Origin of the sequence: Bacillus sp. ISL-18 (genome assembly GCF_018613415.1) — a bacterium.
GTDB lineage: Bacteria > Bacillota > Bacilli > Bacillales > Cytobacillaceae > Neobacillus.
Genome location: NZ_JAGGQG010000002.1, coordinates 1,037,570 through 1,062,875, shown reverse-complemented (window position 1 = coordinate 1,062,875; position 25,306 = coordinate 1,037,570). Strand labels below are relative to the sequence as shown.

The 25,306-nt window shown below is 39.5% G+C and carries 26 protein-coding genes; 5 read left to right on the top strand and 21 right to left on the bottom strand.

Features of this window, described 5'->3' with window-relative positions:
* Window positions 1-11 precede the first annotated feature (11 nt).
* Window positions 12-890 carry an AraC family transcriptional regulator gene (locus tag J7E81_RS05120; RefSeq protein WP_215041025.1) on the top strand — a complete coding sequence of 293 codons (879 nt, stop codon included), beginning with the start codon at window positions 12-14 and terminating at the stop codon, window positions 888-890.
* A gap of 176 nt (window positions 891-1,066) precedes the next feature.
* Window positions 1,067-2,479, top strand: coding sequence for a PQQ-dependent sugar dehydrogenase (locus tag J7E81_RS05115; protein WP_215041024.1), 1,413 nt, complete (start codon window positions 1,067-1,069; stop codon window positions 2,477-2,479).
* Window positions 2,480-2,609: 130 nt separating this feature from the next.
* On the opposite strand, the gene J7E81_RS05110 is transcribed toward J7E81_RS05115, so the two are convergent.
* From J7E81_RS05110 to J7E81_RS05060, 11 genes are all read right to left on the bottom strand, one after another.
* Window positions 2,610-3,473 carry a carbohydrate ABC transporter permease gene (locus J7E81_RS05110; RefSeq protein WP_308162139.1) on the bottom strand — a complete coding sequence of 288 codons (864 nt, stop codon included), beginning with the start codon at window positions 3,471-3,473 and terminating at the stop codon, window positions 2,610-2,612.
* The gene (locus J7E81_RS05105; RefSeq protein WP_251028429.1) at window positions 3,470-4,456 is read right to left on the bottom strand and encodes a carbohydrate ABC transporter permease; all 987 of its coding nucleotides are present in this window, start codon (window positions 4,454-4,456) and stop codon (window positions 3,470-3,472) included. The genes J7E81_RS05110 and J7E81_RS05105 overlap by 4 nt, the downstream gene beginning before the upstream one ends.
* A gap of 59 nt (window positions 4,457-4,515) precedes the next feature.
* Entirely contained in the window at window positions 4,516-5,808 is a 1,293-nt protein-coding gene (locus J7E81_RS05100; protein ID WP_215041023.1) for an ABC transporter substrate-binding protein, read from the bottom strand.
* Between the two features lie 237 nt (window positions 5,809-6,045).
* On the bottom strand, window positions 6,046-6,867 hold the full coding sequence (locus J7E81_RS05095; protein WP_215041022.1) for an STAS domain-containing protein: 822 nt from the start codon (window positions 6,865-6,867) through the stop codon (window positions 6,046-6,048).
* 141 nt (window positions 6,868-7,008) lie between these two features.
* The gene (locus J7E81_RS05090) at window positions 7,009-7,608 is read right to left on the bottom strand and encodes a PP2C family serine/threonine-protein phosphatase (protein WP_215041218.1); all 600 of its coding nucleotides are present in this window, start codon (window positions 7,606-7,608) and stop codon (window positions 7,009-7,011) included.
* A gap of 92 nt (window positions 7,609-7,700) precedes the next feature.
* Entirely contained in the window at window positions 7,701-8,705 is a 1,005-nt protein-coding gene (locus tag J7E81_RS05085) for a PP2C family protein-serine/threonine phosphatase (protein WP_215041021.1), read from the bottom strand.
* A gap of 4 nt (window positions 8,706-8,709) precedes the next feature.
* Window positions 8,710-9,126, bottom strand: a complete 417-nt coding sequence (locus J7E81_RS05080; protein ID WP_215041020.1) for an anti-sigma regulatory factor — start codon at window positions 9,124-9,126, stop codon at window positions 8,710-8,712.
* A 3-nt stretch (window positions 9,127-9,129) separates the two neighbouring features.
* On the bottom strand, window positions 9,130-9,492 hold the full coding sequence (locus J7E81_RS05075; RefSeq protein WP_215041019.1) for an STAS domain-containing protein: 363 nt from the start codon (window positions 9,490-9,492) through the stop codon (window positions 9,130-9,132).
* Window position 9,493: 1 nt separating this feature from the next.
* On the bottom strand, window positions 9,494-10,306 hold the full coding sequence (locus J7E81_RS05070; RefSeq protein WP_215041018.1) for an STAS domain-containing protein: 813 nt from the start codon (window positions 10,304-10,306) through the stop codon (window positions 9,494-9,496).
* Between the two features lie 351 nt (window positions 10,307-10,657).
* Window positions 10,658-11,221 (bottom strand): FusB/FusC family EF-G-binding protein, encoded by a 564-nt coding sequence (locus J7E81_RS05065; RefSeq protein ID WP_251028428.1) that lies wholly within the window; start codon window positions 11,219-11,221, stop codon window positions 10,658-10,660.
* A 139-nt stretch (window positions 11,222-11,360) separates the two neighbouring features.
* Window positions 11,361-11,630 (bottom strand): CD3324 family protein, encoded by a 270-nt coding sequence (locus J7E81_RS05060; protein WP_215041017.1) that lies wholly within the window; start codon window positions 11,628-11,630, stop codon window positions 11,361-11,363.
* 366 nt (window positions 11,631-11,996) lie between these two features.
* On the opposite strand from J7E81_RS05060, the gene asnA reads away from it, so the two are divergent.
* Window positions 11,997-13,010, top strand: a complete 1,014-nt coding sequence (asnA, locus tag J7E81_RS05055; RefSeq protein WP_215041016.1) for an aspartate--ammonia ligase — start codon at window positions 11,997-11,999, stop codon at window positions 13,008-13,010.
* A gap of 84 nt (window positions 13,011-13,094) precedes the next feature.
* On the opposite strand, the gene J7E81_RS30835 is transcribed toward asnA, so the two are convergent.
* The 4 genes from J7E81_RS30835 to J7E81_RS05040 form a co-directional block, all read right to left on the bottom strand.
* On the bottom strand, window positions 13,095-13,220 hold the full coding sequence (locus J7E81_RS30835; RefSeq protein ID WP_285291983.1) for a hypothetical protein: 126 nt from the start codon (window positions 13,218-13,220) through the stop codon (window positions 13,095-13,097).
* A 253-nt stretch (window positions 13,221-13,473) separates the two neighbouring features.
* Window positions 13,474-13,929 (bottom strand): C40 family peptidase, encoded by a 456-nt coding sequence (locus J7E81_RS05050; protein ID WP_215041015.1) that lies wholly within the window; start codon window positions 13,927-13,929, stop codon window positions 13,474-13,476.
* 297 nt (window positions 13,930-14,226) lie between these two features.
* Window positions 14,227-14,934 carry an SDR family oxidoreductase gene (locus tag J7E81_RS05045; protein WP_215041014.1) on the bottom strand — a complete coding sequence of 236 codons (708 nt, stop codon included), beginning with the start codon at window positions 14,932-14,934 and terminating at the stop codon, window positions 14,227-14,229.
* A gap of 48 nt (window positions 14,935-14,982) precedes the next feature.
* On the bottom strand, window positions 14,983-16,167 hold the full coding sequence (locus J7E81_RS05040) for an MFS transporter (protein WP_215041013.1): 1,185 nt from the start codon (window positions 16,165-16,167) through the stop codon (window positions 14,983-14,985).
* A 185-nt stretch (window positions 16,168-16,352) separates the two neighbouring features.
* On the opposite strand from J7E81_RS05040, the gene J7E81_RS05035 reads away from it, so the two are divergent.
* Complete coding sequence (locus J7E81_RS05035; protein ID WP_215041012.1) at window positions 16,353-17,240, top strand: LysR family transcriptional regulator; 888 nt, start codon at window positions 16,353-16,355, stop codon at window positions 17,238-17,240.
* A gap of 138 nt (window positions 17,241-17,378) precedes the next feature.
* Here the strand turns inward: J7E81_RS05035 and J7E81_RS05030 are convergent, their stop codons facing one another.
* Both J7E81_RS05030 and J7E81_RS05025 read right to left on the bottom strand, forming a co-directional pair.
* Complete coding sequence (locus tag J7E81_RS05030) at window positions 17,379-18,314, bottom strand: sugar phosphate isomerase/epimerase family protein (RefSeq protein WP_251028427.1); 936 nt, start codon at window positions 18,312-18,314, stop codon at window positions 17,379-17,381.
* Window positions 18,268-19,113, bottom strand: a complete 846-nt coding sequence (locus tag J7E81_RS05025) for a phytanoyl-CoA dioxygenase family protein (RefSeq protein ID WP_215041011.1) — start codon at window positions 19,111-19,113, stop codon at window positions 18,268-18,270. The genes J7E81_RS05030 and J7E81_RS05025 overlap by 47 nt, the downstream gene beginning before the upstream one ends.
* Window positions 19,114-19,277: 164 nt before the next feature.
* Here J7E81_RS05025 and J7E81_RS05020 point away from each other — a divergent pair, with 164 nt between their 5' ends.
* A complete protein-coding gene (locus J7E81_RS05020; RefSeq protein ID WP_215041010.1) occupies window positions 19,278-20,102 on the top strand; it encodes a helix-turn-helix domain-containing protein in 825 nt (274 codons plus the stop codon).
* A 188-nt stretch (window positions 20,103-20,290) separates the two neighbouring features.
* Here J7E81_RS05020 and kduD read toward each other — a convergent pair whose 3' ends face one another.
* From kduD to uxaC, 4 genes are all read right to left on the bottom strand, one after another.
* Window positions 20,291-21,073 carry a 2-dehydro-3-deoxy-D-gluconate 5-dehydrogenase KduD gene (gene kduD / locus J7E81_RS05015; RefSeq protein WP_215041009.1) on the bottom strand — a complete coding sequence of 261 codons (783 nt, stop codon included), beginning with the start codon at window positions 21,071-21,073 and terminating at the stop codon, window positions 20,291-20,293.
* Between the two features lie 48 nt (window positions 21,074-21,121).
* Window positions 21,122-21,952, bottom strand: coding sequence for a 5-dehydro-4-deoxy-D-glucuronate isomerase (kduI, locus tag J7E81_RS05010; RefSeq protein WP_215041008.1), 831 nt, complete (start codon window positions 21,950-21,952; stop codon window positions 21,122-21,124).
* Between the two features lie 75 nt (window positions 21,953-22,027).
* Window positions 22,028-23,494, bottom strand: coding sequence for a tagaturonate reductase (locus tag J7E81_RS05005; protein ID WP_215041007.1), 1,467 nt, complete (start codon window positions 23,492-23,494; stop codon window positions 22,028-22,030).
* 200 nt (window positions 23,495-23,694) lie between these two features.
* On the bottom strand, window positions 23,695-25,125 hold the full coding sequence (gene uxaC / locus J7E81_RS05000) for a glucuronate isomerase (RefSeq protein ID WP_215041006.1): 1,431 nt from the start codon (window positions 25,123-25,125) through the stop codon (window positions 23,695-23,697).
* Window positions 25,126-25,306: the final 181 nt, after the last annotated feature.

Sequence of the window (25,306 nt, the reverse complement as noted above, 5' to 3'; positions counted from 1 at the left end):
AGGTGATTTGTATGGAAATCGTGTCAATTGCCGTGCCCCCTTTTCCCATCTTTATTGAGGGGAATTTCACGAAATATGAAAAATGGTCATCGCATCCAAATAGAAGTGATTTGGAGTATTTCGATATGATTTTTGTAAAAAAAGGGAAGCTTTACTTAACAGAGGATGGGAAAGATTTTACTGTAAGTAAAAACGAAATGTTAGTATTACTGCCTTTAAAGCACCATTTCTCTACACGACCAACAGATGAAGAAACAGAATTTTATTGGCTGCACTTCTACACAAATAGTTACTATTCAGAAGGAGTCGAACCAAGGAAATTAAAATCAGACATTCCAATCCCCTCTTTACACTTTCACAATCACAACTATACCCTTCAATTACAAAAAAAGTGTAAATTAGTAGATTTTGAGGAGATTTACAAAAAAATAGATCAGCTCTTATTAGCGACTACGAAAGAAAATAAGGAATTATCATTTTGGGATATACAAATCAGTTTCTTTTCGCTCATTAATCTATTGGAGTCTCAAGGAATGGCAAAAGATAGTGGGTACATGATTACAGAAAAAGTGGCCCAATTTATAAGAGATCATTACCAAAAACCAATTACCAACAGGATGTTAGCCGAACAATTCAATATCCATGAAAATACAATCGCTAAGTATATGAAAAGATACTATAAAGTAACGGCACTAGATTATTTAAATACGTATCGTCTTGAGCGAGCACGAATTTTGTTATTAAAAACAGATCATTCCATTCAATCCATCGCAGAACAGTGTGGTTTCAGTTATGGTCCCTATTTTTCGAGCGCTTTTAAAAAAACTTACAGCATGTCGCCACTCAACTATCGGAAAAAGCATATGAGGAACGTAAAAGGAAAGGGCTGAATTTATTTGCTGTTTTCCAATTAGGGAGAGCTTGTCATCATTTTTGGATTCCTCCTATTCTGTTTGGAAAGTGTTCCTATGCCTTACCAGATTCACCTGCCCCGAGGTGGTACTAATAGTACATTTCTACTCATATTCATATAAAAGAAAACCCAAAAGAAGGGGTGTAAAGTTAGGTGAAAAAAGTGAAGGTTCGTTTACAACCCATTGTTAGTAAGATCAATTTACCCACCGTTATAAAAACCGCTATCCTCCCGGGTGGCACAATGGAAGGATTATTTATAGCAACCCAGGTAGGTGAGATCTTTTATATAGAAAACGGAGGGATAAGGACATTCTTAGATATTCGCTCGCAAATCATAAAGCTAGGTGCTTCTAGTGGCGGTTATGATGAACGGGGATTGCTAGGGCTAGCCTTTCATCCCGAATTCTATTCTAATGGTTTGTTTTATCTTCATTATTCTGTGGCAGGAACACAAGGTCCAGGGGCTCTTTCTGAGCATTTTAGTCCTAACCCGTGTGACCCTAAAACCTTAAACCAAACGTGGAAAAACAGAGAAACTCACTATGATCATATTGATACAGTAGAAGAATGGATTGTACGATTGAATGGTCAACATCAAAAACGCCGGACCTTACTTAACTTAAGAAGACCATTTATGAATCATAATGGTGTGAATAGCTTAAACTTTTCACCTGAAACAAGAAAACTTGTTTTAACCACCGGTGATGGAGGATCAGGCTATGATCCGTTTAATTTAAGTCAGGATCATATGGAAATAGCAGGTAAAATAATCGAAATCGACGTGTCCAAGAATACCTTTAGCCAAAATCCCTCTGTGGTTACACGTTTTAATGAACTTCCTGTCCCTATTCAGGAAACGCTTACGGTAATGGCCAAAGGGGTTCGCAATATACCAGGCATTTCATATCAACGTCTTTATAATCAGTATATTAAATATGTGGGAAATGTCGGTCAGGATTTGGCAGAGTCGATTTTTTCATTCCTTCACTATAAACCCATCCCGGTTACACAGCTTATTCAAGACCAAGTAAGAAACACCGAACCTGACCAAGAAGGATATATTAACCTTGGCTGGCGTGGATGGGAAGGTGCTTTTCCCACTTCCATTATCAGGGGCTGCCCGAATAATTCGAGTTTGGACGAGAAAACAATGGCCTATTACAATGAAGCTGTAAACACTTCAGCAAGGCGCCTCGAGCCTCTAACGAGCTATTTTCATCAAGATCAACGACCCGATAAATTTGCAGGAACTGCCCTGACAGGAGTCCAAGCCTATCTGGGGAATGGAATCCCTGATTTAACGGGCAGCGTTTTGTTTACCGACCTTGCCCGAAAAGAACCTCCTTCCCCGGTAAGAGGGGTTTTAGCTTATACGAGGATAAGAACAGATGGTAAACAAAATGATTTTAGTGTAATTGAAACCGATTATAATTTTGGGTCCCAATCTGCCTATTATGTTAATTTGGGAACGAATCAGGATCAAACCAGACTTTATTTAGCGGTTTATGGCTCTATGAAAGTGACTGATTTTAACCAAGGTACTGTTTTTGAATTGGTTCCATAATTATATATATATTTCACTCATTTAAAATGGGGGGGATATGATTAAAATGGCAAAATGAAAACGACTCTAGTTTACCAAAATCGTTTTTGAAACGATTTCGGTGAAGCAGAGCCGTTTTTTTATCAGTCACTTATTCCTTCATTCCTGCTGAAATATTGGAACCTTTAATAAAATATTGCTGGAACAGGAAGAAAATCAATAGGGTTGGAATTAGTACCATCACAGACATGGCCATTAAATAATTCCACTGCGTTTGGACGCTGCCTTTAAATGTCTGAAGGCCCAACTGAAGGGTATACAGCTTTTCATCACTTAAATACAATAATGGACCCAGCAGGTCATTCCATGCGCCGGTAAAGGAGAAAATCGCCACGGTGATTAACGCCGGCTTAACCAGCGGCGTCGCAATCGACCACCAAATCCGAAAGTGGCTGGCCCCGTCTATTGTTGCAGCCTCAATGATATCTTTCGGAATCGTCAACATAAATTGTCTAATGAGAAAGATATTAAATGCACTTCCCAAAAAGGCCGGTACGATGAGCGGCAGGTAGGTGTTAACCCAGCCTAATTTTGAAAACAAAACATATTGCGGCACCATCGTTACAAAACCGGGAATCAGCATCGTGGAAAGTACCAAAACAAAGAGAGCATTCCTTCCCTTAAAACGGACCTGTGCAAACCCATAGGCGATAAAGGCGTTGACAAATACATTACCAATGGTATTGACAACAGCAATCAGTAAGGTATTCAAACTCCATCTCGTAAAATCACCGGTTTTCCATGCTTCTATGTAATTGGAAAAATGAAAACCCTTTGGAAAAAAGGTTGGCGGGTATTGCATGATCTCCTCAGGAGATTTTAGAGAAGTAGAGATCATCCACCATAGAGGAATCAGTAATACGATACTTCCTACGAAAAGAATTAGAAACACCATCGATTTTTTGACGTTTTGCTTCCTGTATTGCACGGACCTTTTTACTTCTGCTCCAATCACTTGTCATCTCCTCCATCATAATAAACCCATTTCTTTCCTGCTTTTAGATTAATAAAGGTCAGACCCATTATTATGATAAATAAGAACCAAGCCATGGCTGAAGCATATCCCATATCAAACGATTTGAAAGCGTTGTTCCACATATGAAGATTGTAGAAGAGCAGCGAATTGCCTGGTCCGCCTTGTCCATTCTGTGTCATGACATAAGCTTCTTGAAAAATTTGAAACGATCCAATAGTACTCGTAATGATGTCAAAGAAGATAATCGGCGTTATCATCGGAAGGGTAATATAGAAAAATTTTTGAGGTCCACTTGCCCCATCTAAATCAGCAGCTTCATATAACGACGGAGAAATGCCTTGCATTCTACCGAGATATAACAGCATGCCTCCCCCTACACTCCACATCTTCATCAATATCAGTGCAGGCTTTGTCCAGTGGGGGTCGAAGAGCCATGAAGGACCTTCGATTCCGAATAGATGTAAAAATTGGTTGACTAACCCTGTAGACGGGCTTAACATTTGCATCCATAAGAAGTAGACTGCTACCCCAGACAAAATAGATGGAAGATAATAAATAGTGCGGAACACCTTCATCCCTTTCACCTTTTGGTTTAATAAAACTGCAATCATAATGGCTCCGACCGTTGTTAAGGGTACAGAAAAAATCACATAGTAAAGAGTGTTCCATAGCGCTGTCCAGAACATATCGTCTAATGTGAACATTCTTTTATAATTTTCCAGTCCAATAAAATTCATTTTGGAAGTAATATTATAGTCTGTAAAGCTGGCAAACAGGGAAAAAACGAGAGGACCTGCTGTCAATCCAACAAAACCGATCAGCCAGGGTAAAATAAATACATAGCCGATCAGATTCCGTTTCCACTTTACCCTGGAAACCGACGGAACTTGGACTCTTTTCTCCTGTGTGCTAAGCGGGATACTCGACATTCTTGTATCCACTTGACCTGTTACTTTTTCCATTCTGCTCATCCTATCTCATACGAGTAAGAGAAGCGCTGAACGCTTCTCTTTTCTCGTCGTTATTTTTTCATCTTTGCGACATCTTTTTCCGCCTTGGTTAAGGCTTGCGCCGGTGTCATTTTGCCGTCGATCGCTGACTCTACCAGAGGATTAATTCGTTCTTGATAGTCAGGATACTGATTAGGAACTGGAGATAGAGTTGTATACCGCAATGAATCTACTGCGTTTTGGTACACCGCTTTAGCGTTACCATTTAAATCATTTAAAACGCTCTCAGCCGCTTTAATATTGGCGACGTTATCATAGTTCTTCTCTGCCCAGTATTTTTGAGCTTTTTCTCCAGTTAAATATTTAATAAATTCCATCGCTTCTTTAGGATGTTTTGCTCCTTTTGGAATCTCCGCCACAAATCCGCCGCCATCACTCCATGGCTTGCTGTTTTCATCAAATGCAGGCATTGTGGTTACACCGAAATTCATTTTTGTACCAGAGTCACGGATTTGAGTATAGAAGGTGGCTACATCTGTAAACATGGCAACCTTACCTGCAATAAATGGATTGGTTTGCCCGTTGCTGAATTCAGCTTGATAGTTTTGGATCGTCTTCACTCCGTAGCGTTTTTGCCAGTCAGCTAACCATCCTAATCCTTTTACTTTGTTTGGCGTGTTTATTTTTAACTCTCCGTTTTCGACGTACCCAATGCCATTATCCGCATTTTTCAGCCAACTTGGAGCACCAAAGCCGCCAAACAATGGATAAAATCCAATCCGGGTATATTTGCCGTCTTGTTTCACATCTAGCTTCTTGGCATCTTCTTCAAGCTCTTTCCAGGTAGCAGGCGGTCTATTAGGGTCTAAGCCCGCCTCTTTGAATGCATCTTTATTGTAAAATAGCAATCTTGTATCGGTTGTGAACGGAACTGCATAGGGCTTGTTTTTATATAAGACTGTTTCCCAAAGATTCGGGTAAAATTGTTTTTTAAATGTATCTTGATTTATGTATTTTGATAAATCCTCTGCTTGATTGTTTTCAGCTCGCTGCGAAACACTATTGATATCATTGATTACGACGTCGGCAGGGTTGCCTGCTGCCACAGCGGCAAGATTTTTGGTCCAAATATCTCCCCAAGGGATAAAGGTATGTTTAACCAAGATTTTGTCCTGGGATTTGTTAAAGTCGTCGACCAATTTTTCAATCACCGGTCTTCTGGTTTCCGAACCCCAAAAGGTCCAAAAATCGACCACTACCTTCCCATTTGAACTAGCGGCACTGCTTTTGCTTGAACATCCTGATAGGATGGTTGATAAGAATAAGAGTAAAATAAGAGATAGACTTCCGATTATTTTTTTCATATTTGTAGCTCCTTAGGTGGTTAATCATGTTAAAAGACTTCCGGAATCTTTTCTATTAAACGTATACCCTTGTTTCTGTCTAATAAACTAACTTTTTGTCAAAAAAGAAAGAAAAGTCGCATCAAGCAAGGCAAGATAGCCCGGCAAAAAAAAAACCGGCTGCCGAATAACGGCAGCCGGTTCTCAATTCTCTTTATATTATTAATTCATACGGATAAAACCTTAGATATGTAGAGGTTAACCGAGATAATTATTTAATGTTTGCTGTAAGGTTGCTTTGGTTTCAGTAAAACTAGTAAGATCAATTCCTAAATGAACCATTTTTCTAACAAGTTCTGGTCGTAAACCCGTTATGACTGATTTAGCTCCCATCAACGTTATACCAATCAACACTTTTTGAAAATGAGTAATCGTTAATTCGTCCATATCTGATATTCCTGATAAATCGATAATTAAGGTTAGAAGCCTGTGCTTTGATATGTCTGTTAATACTTTCTCTTCTATAATATCCATTCGATAAGAATCAAATGTACCTATCAATGGTAATACAGCTACCGTTTGGCTAACTGGAATGATCGGTACAGAAAGATGTTCGACTAATTGCCTTTGGGATAGGATGAGTTCATCTTTATACTGTGAATAGCTAATGAAAAAGGAATTAAGAAATTCATCAATTCCATCATTAACCAACTCTTCCAGTTCAAAAAAACTTTTAGCCAATTGCTCATTCTCATGTGTTTGATCATAAAGTCTGATAAAATACCATAAAGCACGTCTTATAGCATGTACCCATTCTAATTTGAACGCAAGAGTTAATGAATGCTTCGCCCAAGCAATTCCTTCTTCTCTCGCAAAAATGGTGAGGTCATCTTTTCTATTTTCCACGACATATAGAACTAGCTTTTGAGCATTTTTTAATAAATCAATATTACCTTCTCTTAAAATACCTTCAATATTTGAGGCAACATTGACTGCTTCAGACAAAAGTTTATTCTGGAATTCATCATTATGGTTGGTAATATATTCTGAAATATTTTTAGTATCATAGAAGTTATCCAACTTTTTCCCTCCTTAGTAAGTCTATAGTAAACTTCACAAAGGTATTCCCATGGTTATACCCGCTATAGTGTAAATGCACCTATTTTTATAATAATTAGAATATAATTGTTAGCTATTCAATCAAAATGGGATTGGTTATTGTTAGAGAAGTTGACCTACAATAAACGTCAGATCGTCTTTTCCTATTTTCGCATTCCTCTCTAAATAGTTCGAGATTTCTTCAATCGAACAAGAGGAACTTACCAATGACTTAATGCCGGGAATCGAGAGACCGTCCGTATGAAGAATAAATTTTGCCCCCTCTTCATAGGAATAGGTTTCGCAGCGGTATTTTTGGGGCTTCCCAGATAAATATCCTAGGATAGGCAGTGGATAGATAAACCGACCAGAGGGGCAAGAAAGAACAAATTGAATGTTTCCCACCGAGCTATAGGTGAAGGTCTTTTGTAAAAAATGCACCTTTAATATCGATATAGTAGCACCCCTTTTATCTTTTAGGGCCTGATTGCAGCTATCGATTAATACCTCTACCTCTTTATCATGGTTTTTCTCCACTTCTTGACTAATCGCGTTGGACGAATGATACGCATGCTCCCCGCTCCCTAAACCATCAGCAACCACACATATAAAGTATTCGGCTGTTACTTTCATAAAAAAGCTATCCCCGTTAAATACATTCCCTTCCTTTGGAACTTGATAGGCAATTGCCTGAATATGTTGGTTAAGGTCAAGTTCAAGCATTTTTTCACTCTGCATCATTACCAAGTGCCTTTCATTGATTTTTTAGTCACTCTTCATATGTTTCAAATAAGAACTACCCGATTTAGGGGGTTTTAAACTCTTTTTAAGATGATGAGTGTAAAATCATCTCTAAGCTCAAAATTCTGGAGTCTCTCGATATGACGATAGATGTTTTCCACCATTTCTTGTGCGGGTAAATGCATAAAGGATTGAATTAAATCGGTAATAACCGAACGTTCAATAAATCCATTCTCCGTCCTTGATTCTGTCACACCGTCCGATAGTAAAACAATCATATCTCCGGGTTGAACCTTTTTTTCATACTGCTCATAGGTAAAATTCGGTTCTACCCCTAACACAATGCCCCGAGTTTTAATGTCCTCAAATGATTGAGAAGAGGCATGGTAATAGAACCCTTCCTCATGCCCCGCAGCAGCATAAGTAAATGAATGCTTAACGAAATCATATATTCCGTAAAACATGGTAATAAACATAGTTGAATCCACATTATTTTCTACGACTCTATTTAAATTGGTTAACACATCATTCGGATTTTTTCTAGAATTTGCTACACTGTCCATTGCATACTTCATCATTGACATACAAAGTGCGGCAGGTATTCCTTTGCCAATTACATCTGCAATGGCAACACTAATACTATTTCCATCCTGAACGAAGCGATAAAAGTCCCCATTCATTTTCTTAGCCGGTATACTTATGGCACCGATATCCACTTCTTCAAGCTTTGGAATGGGTGTTTCTAATAAGGTTTCTTGGATGCTGGCGGCGATTTCAATTTCCGATTTAATTTCAAACTGCTGGTCTCGTAAGCTCAGATGTTCTTGATAGGCTAGACCATAGTTCATCATAAATTCAATAAGGAAATCAAACGATGCTAATATGTCAGGATTAATATCTGGAAATAACTCCTTTAAAGCTTTACAATGGATACTTATAATTTCTTCAGGAGATATTTGCTGTTCAATCGATTTCCTGCTGAACATTTGTCCTTGGTAAAGTGCTTCTTCGGAAGAATTTTCTATATATCTCCGAAGGATCTCCCGATAACTTGATTCTAAAATCGGTTTAAAATCCATCTTCCTAACCAACCCTCCTATCTCGAAGCCATTTTGCTACCCGAATGGTAGTCCCTTTTCCAAGTGATGAGGTCAGATCGAATTCATCCATTAAGCGTTTCACTCCTGGTAATCCTGCCCCTAAACCACCAGATGTTGAAAACCCATCCTCCATCACTCTTCGAATATCCTGAATTCCTGGGCCATGATCAACCGCCATTACTTTTAAACCTCTTTTTTCGAAATCATTGACTGGCTCGAAATGAATCTCTCCATGCCCGGCATATAAATAAATATTACGTGCCAACTCAGAAATGGCAGTGGTGATTCTTGCCTGGTCAACTGTTCCAAATCCGAGCTCTTTGGCAATATTTCTCCCTAGTTGCCTAGCTGCAACAATATCCCATTCTGATATTATTTGTACAGAGGATTCGTTCTCCATGCTTTAATCCTCCAACTCCCTTTGTATTGTTTCTAACCCCTTTTCTAGATCTATTGCTGTAAGTACATCTTGAAGGTGAATCCCGAGTTCAACTAACGTAATCGCTACAGCAGGTTGAATGCCAGTTAAAACCACTTTTACACCCATCAGTTTGGACATACTAATCACATCACCTAGAACCTTAGCAATAAACGAATCTATCATATCGACAGAAGTTAAATCGATCACTACACCTCTAGCACCGGTTTCATGTATTCTTTCAAGCAATAATTCTTGAAATTGTAATGCTGTTTTGTCATCAAGCTCCCACTGAATGGAAACAAACAAACAATTATATAGCTTTAGAATTGGGATTCTCGTATTCATTTTATTCCTCCGTTGATACTATCTTTCGATTTGTCATTTCTAATGCAGCCATTATCCCCTTTTGCAAGTTGCTTTTTGTTATAACCTGATTTAGATTAATTCCTAAATTCACAATGGTTTGGGCTATCTCGGGTCTTATCCCCACAAGTAAGCATTTTGCCCCAACTAATCGAACTGCTTCAATGGCTTGCATAATATAATGAGCTACCATCGTATCCACTACTGGGACCCCTGTTATATCAATTAAGACAACTTGGGACCGATTTTTGACAACACCTTCAAGCAAATTTTCCATAATACTTTTTGCCCGCTCTGTATCAATGGTTCCAACGAGCGGCATGACGGAAATATCATCAAATACAGGGATAAGTGGTGCAGCTAATTCATCAAGTGCAATTCTTTGTAAAGAAATCGTTTTTTGCCAAGAAGCTGCGTACTGACTGTATAATTGATTGTTAATTGGACTGATCCACTTATCATAATCCCAAACAAACTCCATTTGCTTCTGATCTACGTCATCTTTGGTCATTTGAAAAAAAACAATCTTACCAAATTCGTTTATACACTCCATCATAAAATTTAATGTCCACCCTATTTGGATTAATTTTTGAATGAACGCACTGATTTTGAGTTTAACTATATCCTCATCAATCGAATTGTAAGTTAATAGATTTATGTATTCATTACAAATATTATAATAGCTTTGGTTTAAAATTTTATTTTCTTCTATACTGCTTAGTTTATCTAACCACTCATGGATCAGCTGCTCTCTATTTTTTTGAATATATTCAATAATACTAGTAGGCTCCCCCATTTTATATTCCTCCTTTCTAATATAAACACGTTTTTAATAGTATTATACCAATAACACGATTACTAAGAAAAGCGGTAACTATAGGAAGCAGTCGGGCATACCCGATAAAATCCCCTTATATAGAATGGAATAAATTTAATAATCAAAAAAAAAGGACTATCCATAAGATAGTCAAAGTTAGCAGCAACATAAGGATATGGGGGAATGTAGCTAATTATTACATACCCGTATTTTAATAAGCTAAACCAAAAACTGCATGGATTTATTCATATTTTAGTGAGTTTTTTAAAAAAGTCGTTAAATAGTCTACATTGGTTATCTTTTTATTGCATTCGCTGCTATCTGCACAAATTAGATTGCCAATAGATTTGTAATAATCCGGGTTTTTAGCCTTTTTTCTTTTGTTACGGTGGAAAAATAGGCAACCTCGCCTAAACAATGGCAGACGGAACAATAATTATATTTGCTAGTGGGCGTAAATTTACATTCAATCCCAACCATAGTTCCATTCAGCTCATATACGATAAATTTTTTATTAGATCTCAAATCGTTCCAGCTTAAATAGGTTAACTGGCTGTGGTCTATTTTTGATAAATCAGGCAGCTTTAATTTCTTATTCTTCGGAAACATTTTTTTCAGTTGCTGCTCAGTGATTTGTGGAAAAGGCAGCAACAAGGCCGAAATACGCTGGATATATTGCTCATATTCGTCATCTGTTTTCAGTCTGGAAAGATCCAGCATTTCTTGTTGATCATATGAAGCATTTGGAAAGAGGTCCAGTATTTTAGCATTGGCTAAGTCAATTGTAGCCATCAAAACGTTTTTCGGTACATTCTTTTTGGTCGTGTCTTTAATCAATTTAATCTGTTTTTTTATAAAATTTAACTGTTCATTTTTGATAAATTTCTCGGTCATCACATATTTCTCCAATCATTTTGCAACGTCTCTTAACACATTTTATAAAATAAAGTCAGCTTCAGAAATGGAGAAAATGACTTAGAAACGTTTTATACATAAAAAAGCACTAATGAGGACTTTCATCAGTGCCGTTCTTTTACTTTTTATGTGAATAAACAATCTTTTTGATGGTTTCGGTTGAAAGGTAATATTCCTCAGCTAATTGCTGGATACTGCTGCCACTACTAAAAGAATTTTTAATGGCGGCATTACGACGATCAAGCAGCCGTCTCCCGCCACTTGAGGTTCCCCATTTCTGATACTCTGTTACCTGCTTAGGAATGTATAAGGTTTCCCCTTGGATATACTTTTGGATTTCCACGATTAGCTTTTCAGGTAAAACTTTGGTTGCGTTAATATATTTCATTTTGCCCGCTCCTTATTTTGGTTTGGATAAAATAAGGTGCAAAGCCAAAATATTAGAAAGCTTGTTCAGCGATAAAACTAAAGGTTTCGCCCCATGCAAAGTATCGCCTTTCTAATAATAGGCTTTGCATGAGTGGAAGAATTCCCAGACAATCGTAACTGATTCTCCATCTGTTAACACCCCCTTTAAATTACCATTATAACGAATTTCACTCTAAGATTGAAACGTTATTGCCAAGTTTTATGATGATCCAGTTTAAAATTCTTTTATAGGCATATGCTGATGGCAATAATAAGACTTCATCATAATGTAAACAGGGTAAAGATCTACAAAAAATAGACGTTTTAACTGGAGGTTGTTCAAAATATGCCTAAATCCCTTATAATCCCTCGGGTTTACCAATCCACATTGAATTTAATACAAACGGAAATGGCAATTAAGCAAGTAAAAGATCATTTTGAGAGAAACCTATCTGGAGTGTTGAATTTAATAAGAGTGTCCGCCCCTATTGTTTTAAGAACTGGCAGTGGGATAAATGACAACCTCAATGGGGTGGAGCGCATCGTTTCCTTCGATGCTCAAGATATCAAAAACTCCTCTATTGAAGTCGTTCAATCCTTGGCAAAATGGAAGAGAATGGCTCTGGCTAGATATGGATTTACTGTTGGCGAAGGGCTCTATACGGATATGAACGCCATTAGAAGGGATGAGATTTTAGATAACCTCCACTCGATCTATGTGGATCAGTGGGACTGGGAGAAAGTTATCACTAATAAACAAAGGAATCTAAAAACCTTAAAATCTGAAGTACAAAAGATTTATCAGGCACTATTAAATACTGAAAATTACATCTATAAGCTATATCCTCAACTTGAACCTATTCTTCCGGAAGACATCAAGTTTATTACGACTCAAGAGCTTGAAGACAGATTTCCTGAGTTAACAGCGAAGCAACGGGAAGATGCGATTGCAAAGGAACACGGAGCTGTTTTTATAATGAAAATAGGAGGCAAATTACGATCTGGTGAAAAGCACGATGGACGCTCCCCGGATTATGATGACTGGAATTTAAATGGTGATATTGTGTTATGGTATCCTATCTTAGAACGATCATTGGAAATCTCCTCAATGGGGATTCGTGTGGATGAGCAGGCGCTGTTAAACCAATTAAAACAGGCAAACCTGGAAGATCGCTCTAAGCTGGAATATCATCAAGCAATTCTAAAAAAAGAGATTCCTTATACAATTGGCGGTGGAATCGGGCAATCCCGGTTATGTATGTTCCTCTTAAGAAAGGCCCATATTGGTGAAGTCCAAGTTTCCGTTTGGAACGATCAAACCATCGAGGATTGCAAAAAAGGAAACATTACTCTTTTGTAACACATTCCATGTGTGAGTGTTATTAAGTTAGAAAGCGCGAAAGGATAGATCTCTGCGCTTTCTAACTTAAGTTGTATGGTAAGCTTATGTGGAAGGCCTTGTTTTTTCTGTTTTTTTGTCTTGCGGTTTCATTTCAGAAGCAAATTCGGTACTTGTTATACTTTTCGCACTTTGCTTCCCTGATTTAGTTTTAATATTCCTTTTTGTCATGTTTTCACCACCACTGTTAAGATGGTTATAATTTAACCAACTAGCAGTAAAACATTCTATGTGTGACATTCCTTAGTACATGGATTCAGCCCATTTTTACCAAAAGATGCAAAACATAACCTATTCATTATGGTAAAAAATATTAAGGAATGAAAAATAAGAAAACAACGATGATAAGAATTTCATATCATACAAAAATCAACAGTGAATAATAACAGAGACTATAAAAAAAAGACCATCGTCATGATGATCTTTAAACTCGCTTTGCTCCAATATATCTTGGATGCCAATATGGATTGCTAGTGTTGGTGATAATAACCCCTTTTGAAGAGGATGCCATGATCATTTTCCCGTATCCGATATAGATGGCGACATGGGTTGGGGCACTTACTTTGGACGGGCCATAAAACAGTAAGTCACCAATCTGTAAATTGGATGGGCGATATCCGTTTCCATAGTACATTTGGGCAGCAGTGCGATTTAGTGTTCTTCCTGCTTTTCCGTATGAATACTTTACAAGACCTGAACAATCAAATCCGCTAGGCGACATCCCACCCCATCGGTATGGAACTCCAATATGAGATTTCGCAATTGAAATTGCGGCTGTATGATAATTATAAGTTGCTGCTTCCGCTTTTTCACCTTTGGCGGCGAACAAAGAGCCACAAGAAGCTAATATAGTAAAGGCTACGATGAATTTCTTTAGCATGATTGTTTCCTCCTCGTGTGAGTTGATAGCCTTACTATACTAGAAAGATATAACGGACTCATCACAGCTATATAACAATTTCATTACAAAGTATTTTAATATAATTTTTCGGGTACAAGCCTAGGGGGAAATACAGCATAATTAAGCTGATGGTTTAATTTGCATGGAATTTTGTCCATTTTCCATTTATATATTGAGCGAATAACAGTCGGCACTTAAATAAAAAAACATCCCGCTCGGGTTAAATTTTCGCCAAGGGGGAATTTTACTTACATAATATATTTTGATAATGCAATGTTACCAATCGATTCGTTTTCCATCTCTGAAGAATCCCCCGTTAGGTCCTTCAGGTCCAAGTGTCGCCAACCAAAGGATCGACTCAGCTGCTTGTTTTGGGGTTCTTGGAGCAGATGGTCCACCCATATCTGAACTTACCCATCCAGGATCGGCCGCGTTTATTTTAATATCCCCTTTGATTTCTGCAGCGACTAATTGGGTCAATCCATTTAGGGCAAATTTAGACAACTTATAAGCCCCTGCACCTCGATCAGCCATTTCACTCATTGCCCCATATTCTGAAGAAATAGTAATAATTCTACCATAACCTCTTTTTTCCATGATCGGCATAAAAGATTGGAGACAGTAGTAAACACCAAAGAAATTAGTTGCCATCGTTTTCTCTAAAATGGAAGGGTTCATATTCAATAACTTTTTATTCTCATCCAAATACACTCCAGCATTATTAATCAAAACGTCTAATCTTCCATACTGCTCATTTATGGTAACTGCAGCTTGATGAATGCTTTCTTGATTGGTCACATCCATTTCCACAAACGAAACATCCAAATCTAACGCCCTAAGTTTCTTAGCAGCTTCTTTACCCTTTTCTTGATCCCGACTTGTCAAAATTATCTTGAAACCAATCAAAGCCAGTTGTTTGACCAGTTCATATCCAATTCCTCGATTACCGCCAGTGACAAGCGCAACCTGTTTATCGTGTGACATTTTTATTCCTCCATTCCTCACTCTTTAATTGAATGAAATCTATAAATCTTAAAGGGTATACTCCTTAGTGGAGAGTTGTTTTGTAGGACTATACCGATAATTTCTTAGTAAAATGGTTACCAAACTTAGGATCAATGATAGGATTCCAACTAATACAACGTACCGAGTACCCAATTCTGATATAAATAATCCGCCTGCAGCTGCACCAATAGTTGTTCCTATGTTACAGGATGCGATAAATAAACCGTTGGCAAAATCAGGCGCTTCTGGCGCTGCAGTAGAAAGCCAATATTGATTGATATTCCCCCCTATTCCACCTAATATCCCCCAAATTAACGTAATGAACGCCATAGGGAAGGTAAACCGTCCAAATAAGAATAATAGGATGTAAATGATTCCTAATACAAAGGGAAAAGCTGCGACAAACTTGTTCGCATTTTTCGTTAGTAATTTCCCTGCTAGAATATTTCCAATAATATTGGCTCCGCCGTATACGAATAATAGTAAACTAATGGTGTTCGCAGGGATATTCGTAACAGTTTTCAGAAAATCAGCAAGATAACTAAAAACTCCAAATACGGCTGAGTTTAATAGAATAACCGTCACGATCGAAAGCCATGTAATCGATTTTTTTAAGACGGAAAATTGTGAACCATAAGAAAGTCTTTCCTCAACTGGCATAGATGGTATAAAAATCAATGTAGCAAGGAAACAAAATGCATTAACAAGAGCAAAGAACACCATCGCCATTTGCAAAGAAGTTGCACTGGCAATAAAACTTGCGATCGGTACGCCGACAACCATACCGGCAGATACCCCGATAAATACTTTAGACACAGCTTTTGGAGCTTCTTCTTTACTTACCGAAGCAGCTGCCACAGAAAATGCCAAAGAACAATAAATTGGATGGAAAAAGGCTGGTATGATACGTGCAATTAATAGAATGGTAAAGTTAGAGGTAAATATGGATACAGTGTTCCCCACAACGAAAACACCTAGTACCAGTAACATAACCATCTTCCGATTTATCCCCGAAAACACTAACGGCATCGTTGGACCAGATACGGCAACAACAAGTGCAAATAAACTCACCAGCCATCCAGCTTTTGATATGCTGACATGAAAGTGTTCGGAAATGGAAGGCAATATTCCAATAAACCCCATTTCCGTATTTAAAATGCCGAAGACTCCTATGGTTAATATAAAAATCAACAATTTATTTTGTTTAGTCAAAATAACAACTCCTATCTTAAATACTAGACAGATTAGATACATTCTTTCTTACTCTTTTTTCATCCTTTGTTATTTATTGTAACCGCGCCTTTTTTATATGCCAAATACTTATATCTTATATCAAGATATGCTTGATAGGTATTTCTAAAATGGATATACTAAAACACATTAAGGAGGAGTGTTAGTTGGAAATTAGAGTTTTGCGGTATTTTCTTACAGTTGCAAGAGAAGGAAGCATTACGGGGGCTGCTGATTTTTTGTATATTACGCAGCCAACCTTGTCAAGACAATTAAAAGACCTTGAACAAGAGTTGGGGAAGAAACTATTTAATCGCAGTAGTCACAGTATCATTCTCACAGATGAAGGAATGCTGCTTCGAAAAAGAGCAGAAGAAATCGTTGGTATGGTCGATAAATTAGAGGCAGAATTTAGTTCAATGGAAGAAACAATAAGCGGGGATGTTTACATAGGCGGCGGGGAAACAGACGCCATGAAACAGATTGCACGGGTAGTAAAAGAGTTACAGTTACGTTATCCAAATATACGGTATCACCTTTATAGTGGAAACGAAGACGATGTGACGGAACGGCTTGACAAAGGATTGCTTGACTTTGGTATTTTAATTCAACCAGCTGATTTATCAAAATACAATTATATCAATATCCCTGCCAAAGATGTTTGGGGAGTTGTGATGAGGAAAGACAGTCCTCTAGCTTCCAAAGATACCATTCAAGCTGTGGATTTACTAAATGTTCCGCTAATCTGTTCCCGACAGGCTATGAAACAGACATTTTCTAAAAATGAATTTGCGGATTGGTTTGGTGAAGATTTTGATAAATTAAACGTCGTAACTACATACAATCTTGCCTACAATGCCGCGATTATGGTTGAAGAGGGAATTGGTTATGCAGTCACCCTTGATAAAATAGTCAATACGTCTAGTGATAGTAACCTATGTTTTAAACCGTTAGAGCCACGGCTTGAATCTTGCTTAAATATTGTTTGGAAAAAGCATCAGGTTTTTTCTGCTGCTGCTGATCTGTTTTTAAAAGACATTCAGGCGAAATTTTAAATTTCTTAAATTAATAAATGCTGAGAAAAATTTAAAAGGTAAATTAAAGAGTTAGCTTCCAATCCAAAAAAGCCCTTGATTCTTTCAAGAGCTTTTCCATTTGGTAAACACGTATTAAACTCACCTGCTATTTATCATTTAAACCTGTTCCCATAACGACCGGGCGATCCTTGCAAAGAGCAGTGCTTGCGTCCAGCGGTCGCTCACCTCACACGCCACGTCTTCCGGACCGCGAACCGTTATTGCATAAGGTGGCGGCCCCAGCTCGCAGACAAACGGCAGCACTTCGTTTGCCAGTGCTGTTTGACGCCAGCTGCGCATCCCTACAAGCCACCAACGTTTATAGTGCTTCAACATCGGGTGTTCGAACTCAAGGTCCTTGGCACTCTCCACATCCACATTTCCTAACATGGGAATATCAATCTGCACCTGTTCCCCGTTCGATACGCGGGCATGAATGCTCTTCGTACGTGAAAGCAGGGTCTGAAGCAGCTCTTCTGCCTCGTCCGACACCGTAGTCATTTCACCTGCCACGACATAATGTGAGAAGTCGATTGTCAGCTTAAGTTCAGGCAAAGCTTGAGCATACTCTACCGTGCGCAGTAGATCCTGCGTGACCGTTCCGCGGTGCGTCTCTATATAAGCCGGAATACCCACAGAATGCGACACCTCTGCCATGTCGGCAAGCAGTTGCATCGCTTGTTCTCCGACGAGAAACGGCCTTATTACCTGTACATTGACGAAATCAACCCTTCCGAACGATTTTGCCTTGCGAAGAAAAACGTCCAGCTCCTCCGCTGTTTTCGGATACGCGTTTACGCTGTATGAAAGGTTGTATTGATCCAGCAGCCTAAACAAGCGTTCAGCCTCCCTGCCCTCAGGCAGGAAGCCGTTAATGCCGTCGTAGCCTGCTTCGGCGATGCGAACCACTTTCTCCTCCATACCCCATTCGTCACCAGCGCCATTTTGAACACCCAGTCCGTTCATCCCCCACCAGGACATTTGCACCTCGAGCCTAGGTTCACGTTTAGTGGATATACGGTGATTCATATTCAACTCCACACGGACCTCCATTCGGATTGGTCTCCAGTTCCACCTCGGTGCCGTCAACTTTGAACAGTGGACGATAATACGTGGCAATACGCGCGGCCGAGCTGTTGGCATAGTGGCAAATGAACGAGCGGCGGAAACGATCTTTTGTCTTATTGCGGTATGAACCGTGAATCAGGTTCCCATTGAAAAAGAGCACATCGCCCCTGTCCATCACAGCCGGAATGGCCTTCTGGTCCTTCGGCGGCTTCACGTAGTGGGTAGTGAACGATTCCTTGGCATCGGACAATTCAGGACAAACAATATCATAGGCACTCGTCTTTGGCACAACTAACAGCCCGCCGTTCTGCTCATCCGCGGCATCGATCGCCGTCCAAGCGGCAATGCAGTTACCCGGCTCGACTTTTAAGTAAAAGTTATCCTGATGAAGTGCCTGCCCCCGTGCACCTGGAGGTTTATAATAAAACATACTTTGGGCAGCCAACGGTTCTTCCTCATATAAATCAGCAAGCACATCCATTACCTGTGGATGCAGCATATAGCGTTTAGCTGTTTCATTAAACCTGTGCGGATGCATGACCCTCGGATACCGTTTTAGCGGGTCAATCGTTTCCTGCTGCAAATCTGGTTCAAAATGACCCGGGATTGCCTGACGGCTAATGTCCTCAAAGGTTTGGTCAATCTCCGCCAGTTGCTCCTCCGTAAACAATCCTTTAACGATTAAATAACCTTCCGTTTCAAACTTACGCTTTTGCTCATCCGTTAGTACTCGGTTCTTATATACCACTTCTTTACCCTCCCCTATTTCTACTATAAGTGACATATATCACTGTCTTTATTATATAGTTGGAATAAGGAGTAGAAGAAGGATGGATCTTGCTAACAATGCATACGATTCTGCTATTTCTCAACAATTCCACTTGTTTGCCGCCGGCAGTTAAACTAAACTTATCTTAATAAAGTACTTCTAAGAAAAGGGGGATAACCATGGAGCTTGACCGCCCCTCCAATTATGACGGAATGGCCAACGGTATGGTGATCGCCGGGCATTTTCATGAGCGCGAAACCTATTCTACCGTTCGTCCGGACGGCATGAGTGACTGGCTAATCACGTACACTCTAGATGGTGAAGGTTATTTCGAGGCAGACGGCCGCGAGCTACGGGTAAGGGTCGGTGACATAGCACTGTTAAAGCCGGGAACACCCCATCGTTACGGTACACCTAAAGGAAAAAGTTGGCATTTTGTTTGGGCGCATTTTACTGGCGGATTCATGGATGCGAGTCTTCTGCCAATTGATGCACTGACCATCCGGCAGATTGAACAGCAAGCGGTTCGGGAGCGTATCTACCATGCTTTTCTCCGTATTCTGTCTGACTCCCGGGAACGTGCCGCTTATTGGCACGAGCTCTGCTTGAGTGCACTGCGGGAGATTCTCATGCTGCTCGCAAAGCAGCAAACCAGTGGGGTTGACCCTCGAATTGAAGAAACGCTGTATTTGCTCGCCCAGCGGATGCAGGAGACGGTTCGAGTCGAGGAGCTGGCACGCAGTGTGGGGCTCTCCGCATCGAGACTGTCGCATTTATTTAAAGAATATACCGGCGAATCAATTGTGGAGGCACTTAATCGAATGCGAATTAAGCAGGCCGCCCTACTTCTTGCACATACGAATCGGAATGCAACGGAAGCAGCCCATGACGTAGGCTTTCAGAATTACAACCATTTTACCCGGCAGTTCCGCAAGTATGTAGGTCTAACTCCAAGCGAATTCAGCCAGAGTGTCCGGTCCAAAGAGAAGCATCGTCCTAACTAAGTTAATTTATTTAATCTAGTTTCGTTTACGAAATGTTATAGAATTCTCTCTAGTAAGATCCCCCAATTCTTTTACTATTGACTAAGGAGGCGCAGTCCTTCCCTGTATACACCTCTTTAGTACAATAAGAAGCCGTACCAAAAAAATCTGGTACGGCTCTTTGTTTTCTTTTTTATTCCTTAGCCAAGTTATCTGGCAAGCCAGCCTCCATCAATTGCTAACACATGTCCGTTCATATAGTTAGAGGCCTCACTGGCCAAGAACACCACAACACCCATCAAGTCTGCAGGATTTGCCCAACGTCCAGCCGGTATCCGAGAAAGAATTTCCGCATTGCGTTTATCATCCGCTCGAATCGGTGCGGTATTATCTGTTGCAATGTAACCAGGTGCGATGGCATTGATTTGAATATTGTACTCGGCCAATTCATTAGCAAACGCCTTGGTAAGGCCTGCTACGGCATGCTTGCTCGCCGTATAAGAAGGAACAAATTTACCTCCCTGGAATGATAGCATGGATGCAATATTGATGATTTTTCCTGATTTTTGTTCAACCATGACCTTGGCCGCCTCCTGGCTGAGGAGGTACAAAGAATTAAGATTGATTTCCATGACGGCATCCCAATCTTCCTCTTTGTACTCCAACAACGGGGCTCTGCGGATAGTTCCCGCGTTATTGACTAGAATATCGAATCTCCCATATTCCTTAAGGCATTCTGAAACTACCTGTTTTACCTTTGTCCTGTCAGCTAAGTCTGCCTGGAAAAATACAGCCCGCTGACCGGTTTCTTCAATCAGATCCTTTGTTTCCTGCCAATCCCCGCTTCGTACAACTACGAAAATATCAGCCCCAGCCTTGGCCAGTGCAGCAGCGTACGCTTGCCCAAGACCCTTATTGCCCCCGGTAACGATAGCAACTTTTCCTTTAAGGCTAAAATAATCTAATGAAAAAGCTTTAAGTTCATTGGACATTCCGATAACCCCCGCTCTTTAATTTATCATTTCGTGAAAGCGACCCACTTATCTCAAATCTTCCATTTTGACAAAATCCATGTCTGTATAAGTGATGTTCTCTCCGCACATTCCCCATATGAATGTATAGTTGCTTGTCGCTGTCCCCGTATGTATAGACCAGCTTGGAGAGATGACCGCCTGCTCGTTCTTCAGGATTAAATGCCTTGTTTCCTCGGGTTTACCCATAAAGTGAAATACACGTGTTTCTGGTTCCATATCGAAGTATAGATATACTTCCATGCGGCGTTCATGTGTATGACATGGCATAGTATTCCAAACACTGCCTGGTGACAACATCGTCAAACCCATTTGAAGCTGACAGCTTTCGCACACATTTGGATGAACATATTGATAAATTTTACGCTCGTTCAAAGTACCAGGCTCACCTGTTTCAAGAGGAACAATTTCATTAATATCTATTTTAACGGTAGGATACGAATGATGAGCAGGGGTAGAATTAATATAGAATTTAGCTGGATTACTGACATCCTTGGAGCGGAACAGTACTTCTTGTGTTCCCTTTCCAACGTATAATCCGTCTCGAGCCTTCATATCATATTCTGCCCCATCAAGGATGACGGACCCTTCCCCGCCTATATTAATGATCCCAAGTTCACGGCGCTCAAGGAAATATTCAACACCCAATTCTTTATCCAGTTTAATCGTCAACTCTTCTTCCGCTGGTGTAACCCCTCCGAAAATCATACGGTCATTGTGGGTGTAGGTTAAGCGAACCTGCCCTGATTCAAAAAGAGTTTCTACTAAAAATTCTCTTCTTAACTCTTCAGTTGTATATTTTTTCATATCTTCTGGATGAATCGCGTAACGTGTTTCCATTTTTCATTTCCCCTTCTCGTTCAATTTATTAATTAATATTACCCTACTTCACCTCTTGCCACATTGAAGATATAATCAACTAAATTTTGTTTGAGATAATTCTTTTAGCGCATTCCTTACCCCTAGTTGTTCGATAACATTAAGATGTTTCGTTACGGTACTTGTTAGATTTGAAATCTTATTAAGATCCATTTCCCAGAGCTTCTTGTCACTTAGTACTCTTTCCGCTACATCGTGTAACTCTATTTCCTTATTTTCATACATCTTCCAAGTAGATTTAAAGAATTGCAGTGTTTCAGGCCGATCCTGTAAACAAATGTTTTCTTCGCCCCGTTTCCCCCGGTAAAAATAGATCATGCAGCTCAAAGCAAAAACCATTCTTATCGGCAGAACGTTAGTCTGCTTCAAGTAATCAATAAGAGAAGGCAAATTCCTTGTAATAAACTTTGAAATCGAATTTAAGGATATACTCGTTAAATAATGCTTAATATATGGGTTCGCAAACCGGCTCAGGACTTCCTCGGCATAGAATCCGAGCTCCGCTGCATCCCCTTCCAGGGTAGGTATAATTTCCTCTGTTATCAGTTCTCTAATAAATAATCCTACTTCTTTGTCACTTACTGCCTCTTCAACCGTATCTAATCCAGATAAATAAGCAATGGGCGTCATCGCTGTGTGGGCCCCGTTTAGAATCCTAACTTTACGAGTACGGAATGGAGTTAAATCCTTCACAACAATCGTATTGAGTCCGGTACCTTCAACTGGAAGCTCGTGTTTAATATATTCCGGTCCTTCAATCACCCACAGATGGTACTGTTCACCCACCACCATTAATTCATCATGATAACCAACTTCATCAGTCTTTTCATTGATGGTATCGGAAGGAAATCCAGGGACAATTCGATCAACCAGACTCGAGCAAAACGTATTGGCCTGCTCGAGCCAATTGATAAACTCGCTGCCAAGGTTCCAGTTTTGGGCATGTTTTAGTACAATCTCCTTCAGCACCGTCCCGTTATTACCAATCAGTTCACAGGGAATAATGACGCAGCCGCGCTCAAGATCTCCGGAAAAAGCTTTAAAGCGATGATACAGGAATGCAGTCAATTTTCCCGGAAAACTCTTCTGGGGCTGATTCTCCAATTTATCCTCAGAGTCATAAGCAATGCCGGCTTCCGTCGTGTTACTTATGATAAACCGGAGTTCCTCCTTAGCAGCCAGTTCGATATAGGACTGATAATCAGTAAAAAGGTTGATTCCACGACTGATCGAATCAATTACCATATGCTCGTTAACAGGGCTTCCATCCTTGATCCCCTGTAAATAAAGGGTAAACAGTCCATCTTGACGGTTAAGCCTCTCAATCTTTTCCGATCCTCTTGGCTGGACGACCACGACACTGCCATTAAAATCCGTTTTTTGGTTCAGGACTTGAACTTGCCAGTCAACAAACCCTCTTAGAAAGTTCCCCTCACCAAATTGAAGGATTTTTTCCGGATAAATTTTATATTCCTTATAATTCCTTCGGTTTAATTTTTGCATAGGTCATATCTCCTTATTGACGACTAAAAGATGCACACGTGAACATTTATTCGCACACCTGAACAGGATCGGTAAGGAGCAAGCGAATGAATACTCATCCTTACCAAATCCCTAATCATCCGTTCTATTTTTAAGAAAATGCCTCCATATCATATAGACTCTATTCTTTTTTCTCTATAGCATGATATGATCCTAATAAATTAGTTTAAGCTGCCCACTGGTTCTGCGATTTTGAAATTAAAGTAGTCTTTTGCATTGTTGAAACAGATGCCTTGGACGATTTTGCCCAACAGCTCGAGGTCATAGGGGACATCACCGTTCTCGACCCATTCCCCAATTAAGTTACATACGAGTCTGCGGAAATACTCATGTCTAGTATAAGATAAAAAGCTTCTCGAGTCTGTTAGCATACCAATGAACCTGCTGAAGAGACCTACATTAGATAAAGCCTTCATCTGATCAAGCATTCCATCTTTTGTATCATTGAACCACCATGCTGTCCCAAATTGTATTTTCCCAGGAGTGGTTCCGTCTTGAAAACTATTAATAATACTCGCAATTACAAAGTTATCTGTTGGATTCAATGAATAAAGAATGGTTTTAGGAAGCTTGCCTTCTTGTTCTAAAGAATCAAGAATCCTAACCAATGGTTTAGCAATTTGATCATCATTAATAGAATCGTAACCAGTATCTGGGCCAAGTTTGTGAAACATTCTTGTATTATTATTCCGATGAGCATTAATATGGAATTGCATGGCCCAGCAAAGGTCCGCATACTGTTTACCAAGGAAGATAAGCGTATAAGTCTTAAATTTCCTTTCTTCTTCCAGCGAAAGAATGCTGCCAGATAACCTTTGTTCAAAAATTCGAGCCACATCTTCAAATGTAGCTTCTTCATACACCATTGAATCTAATGCATGATCGGAAACAGTGCCGCCTGCTTCGTGAAAGAACTGAACCCGGGCTTGTAATGCTGCAAGATAATCTTCAAACGTGTTAATTTCGATGTCAGAAGCCTCCTCCAGTTTTTTCACCCAATCAAGAAAACCTTCACGATTAATTTCTAGTCCCTTATCAGGTCTGAATCCGGGTACAACAGTAACCGGGAAATCTTTTTCATTCTTTAACAATTCATGATATTCCAAACTGTCAACCGGATCATCTGTTGTACAGATTACTCGTACATTTGACTTCAAGATTAAATCACGGACAGAAAATCCTTCCCCATTTAGTAATCTATTTACTTTTCCCCAAATTCCAGGTGCACTCTGTTCGTTCAGGACATCATAGATACCAAAAAATCGTTGCAGCTCTAAATGTGTCCAGTTATAGAGCGGGTTACCAATTGTCATTGGAACAGTTCTTGCCCAAGCTAGAAATTTCTCATAGTCGCTTGCGTTTCCCGTTATATAATCCTCGGGTATCCCATTAGCTCTCATTGCCCGCCATTTATAGTGATCACCATAGAGCCATGCTTCTGTAAGATTTTTAAATTTCTTATTTTCATAGATTTCTTTTGGACTTAAGTGGCAATGATAATCAATTATTGGCATTTCCTTCGCAATATCATGATATAAAGAGATAGCGACTTCATTCTTCAATAAATAATTGGGTCCCATGAATTTTTCCATTTCAAGCACCTACCTTTATTGTTTTTGTTAACGTTAACAATTTTAATTAATTTTAGTCTAACAAACAAATCAATATATGTAAACAATAAATGTAAACGTTAACACTCGCTTTTTTATATCTTTCTCAATCTACTTTTTCTACCCCGTTTTCCCTTTCATCTCCATTTTTTCAAAGGGTCAT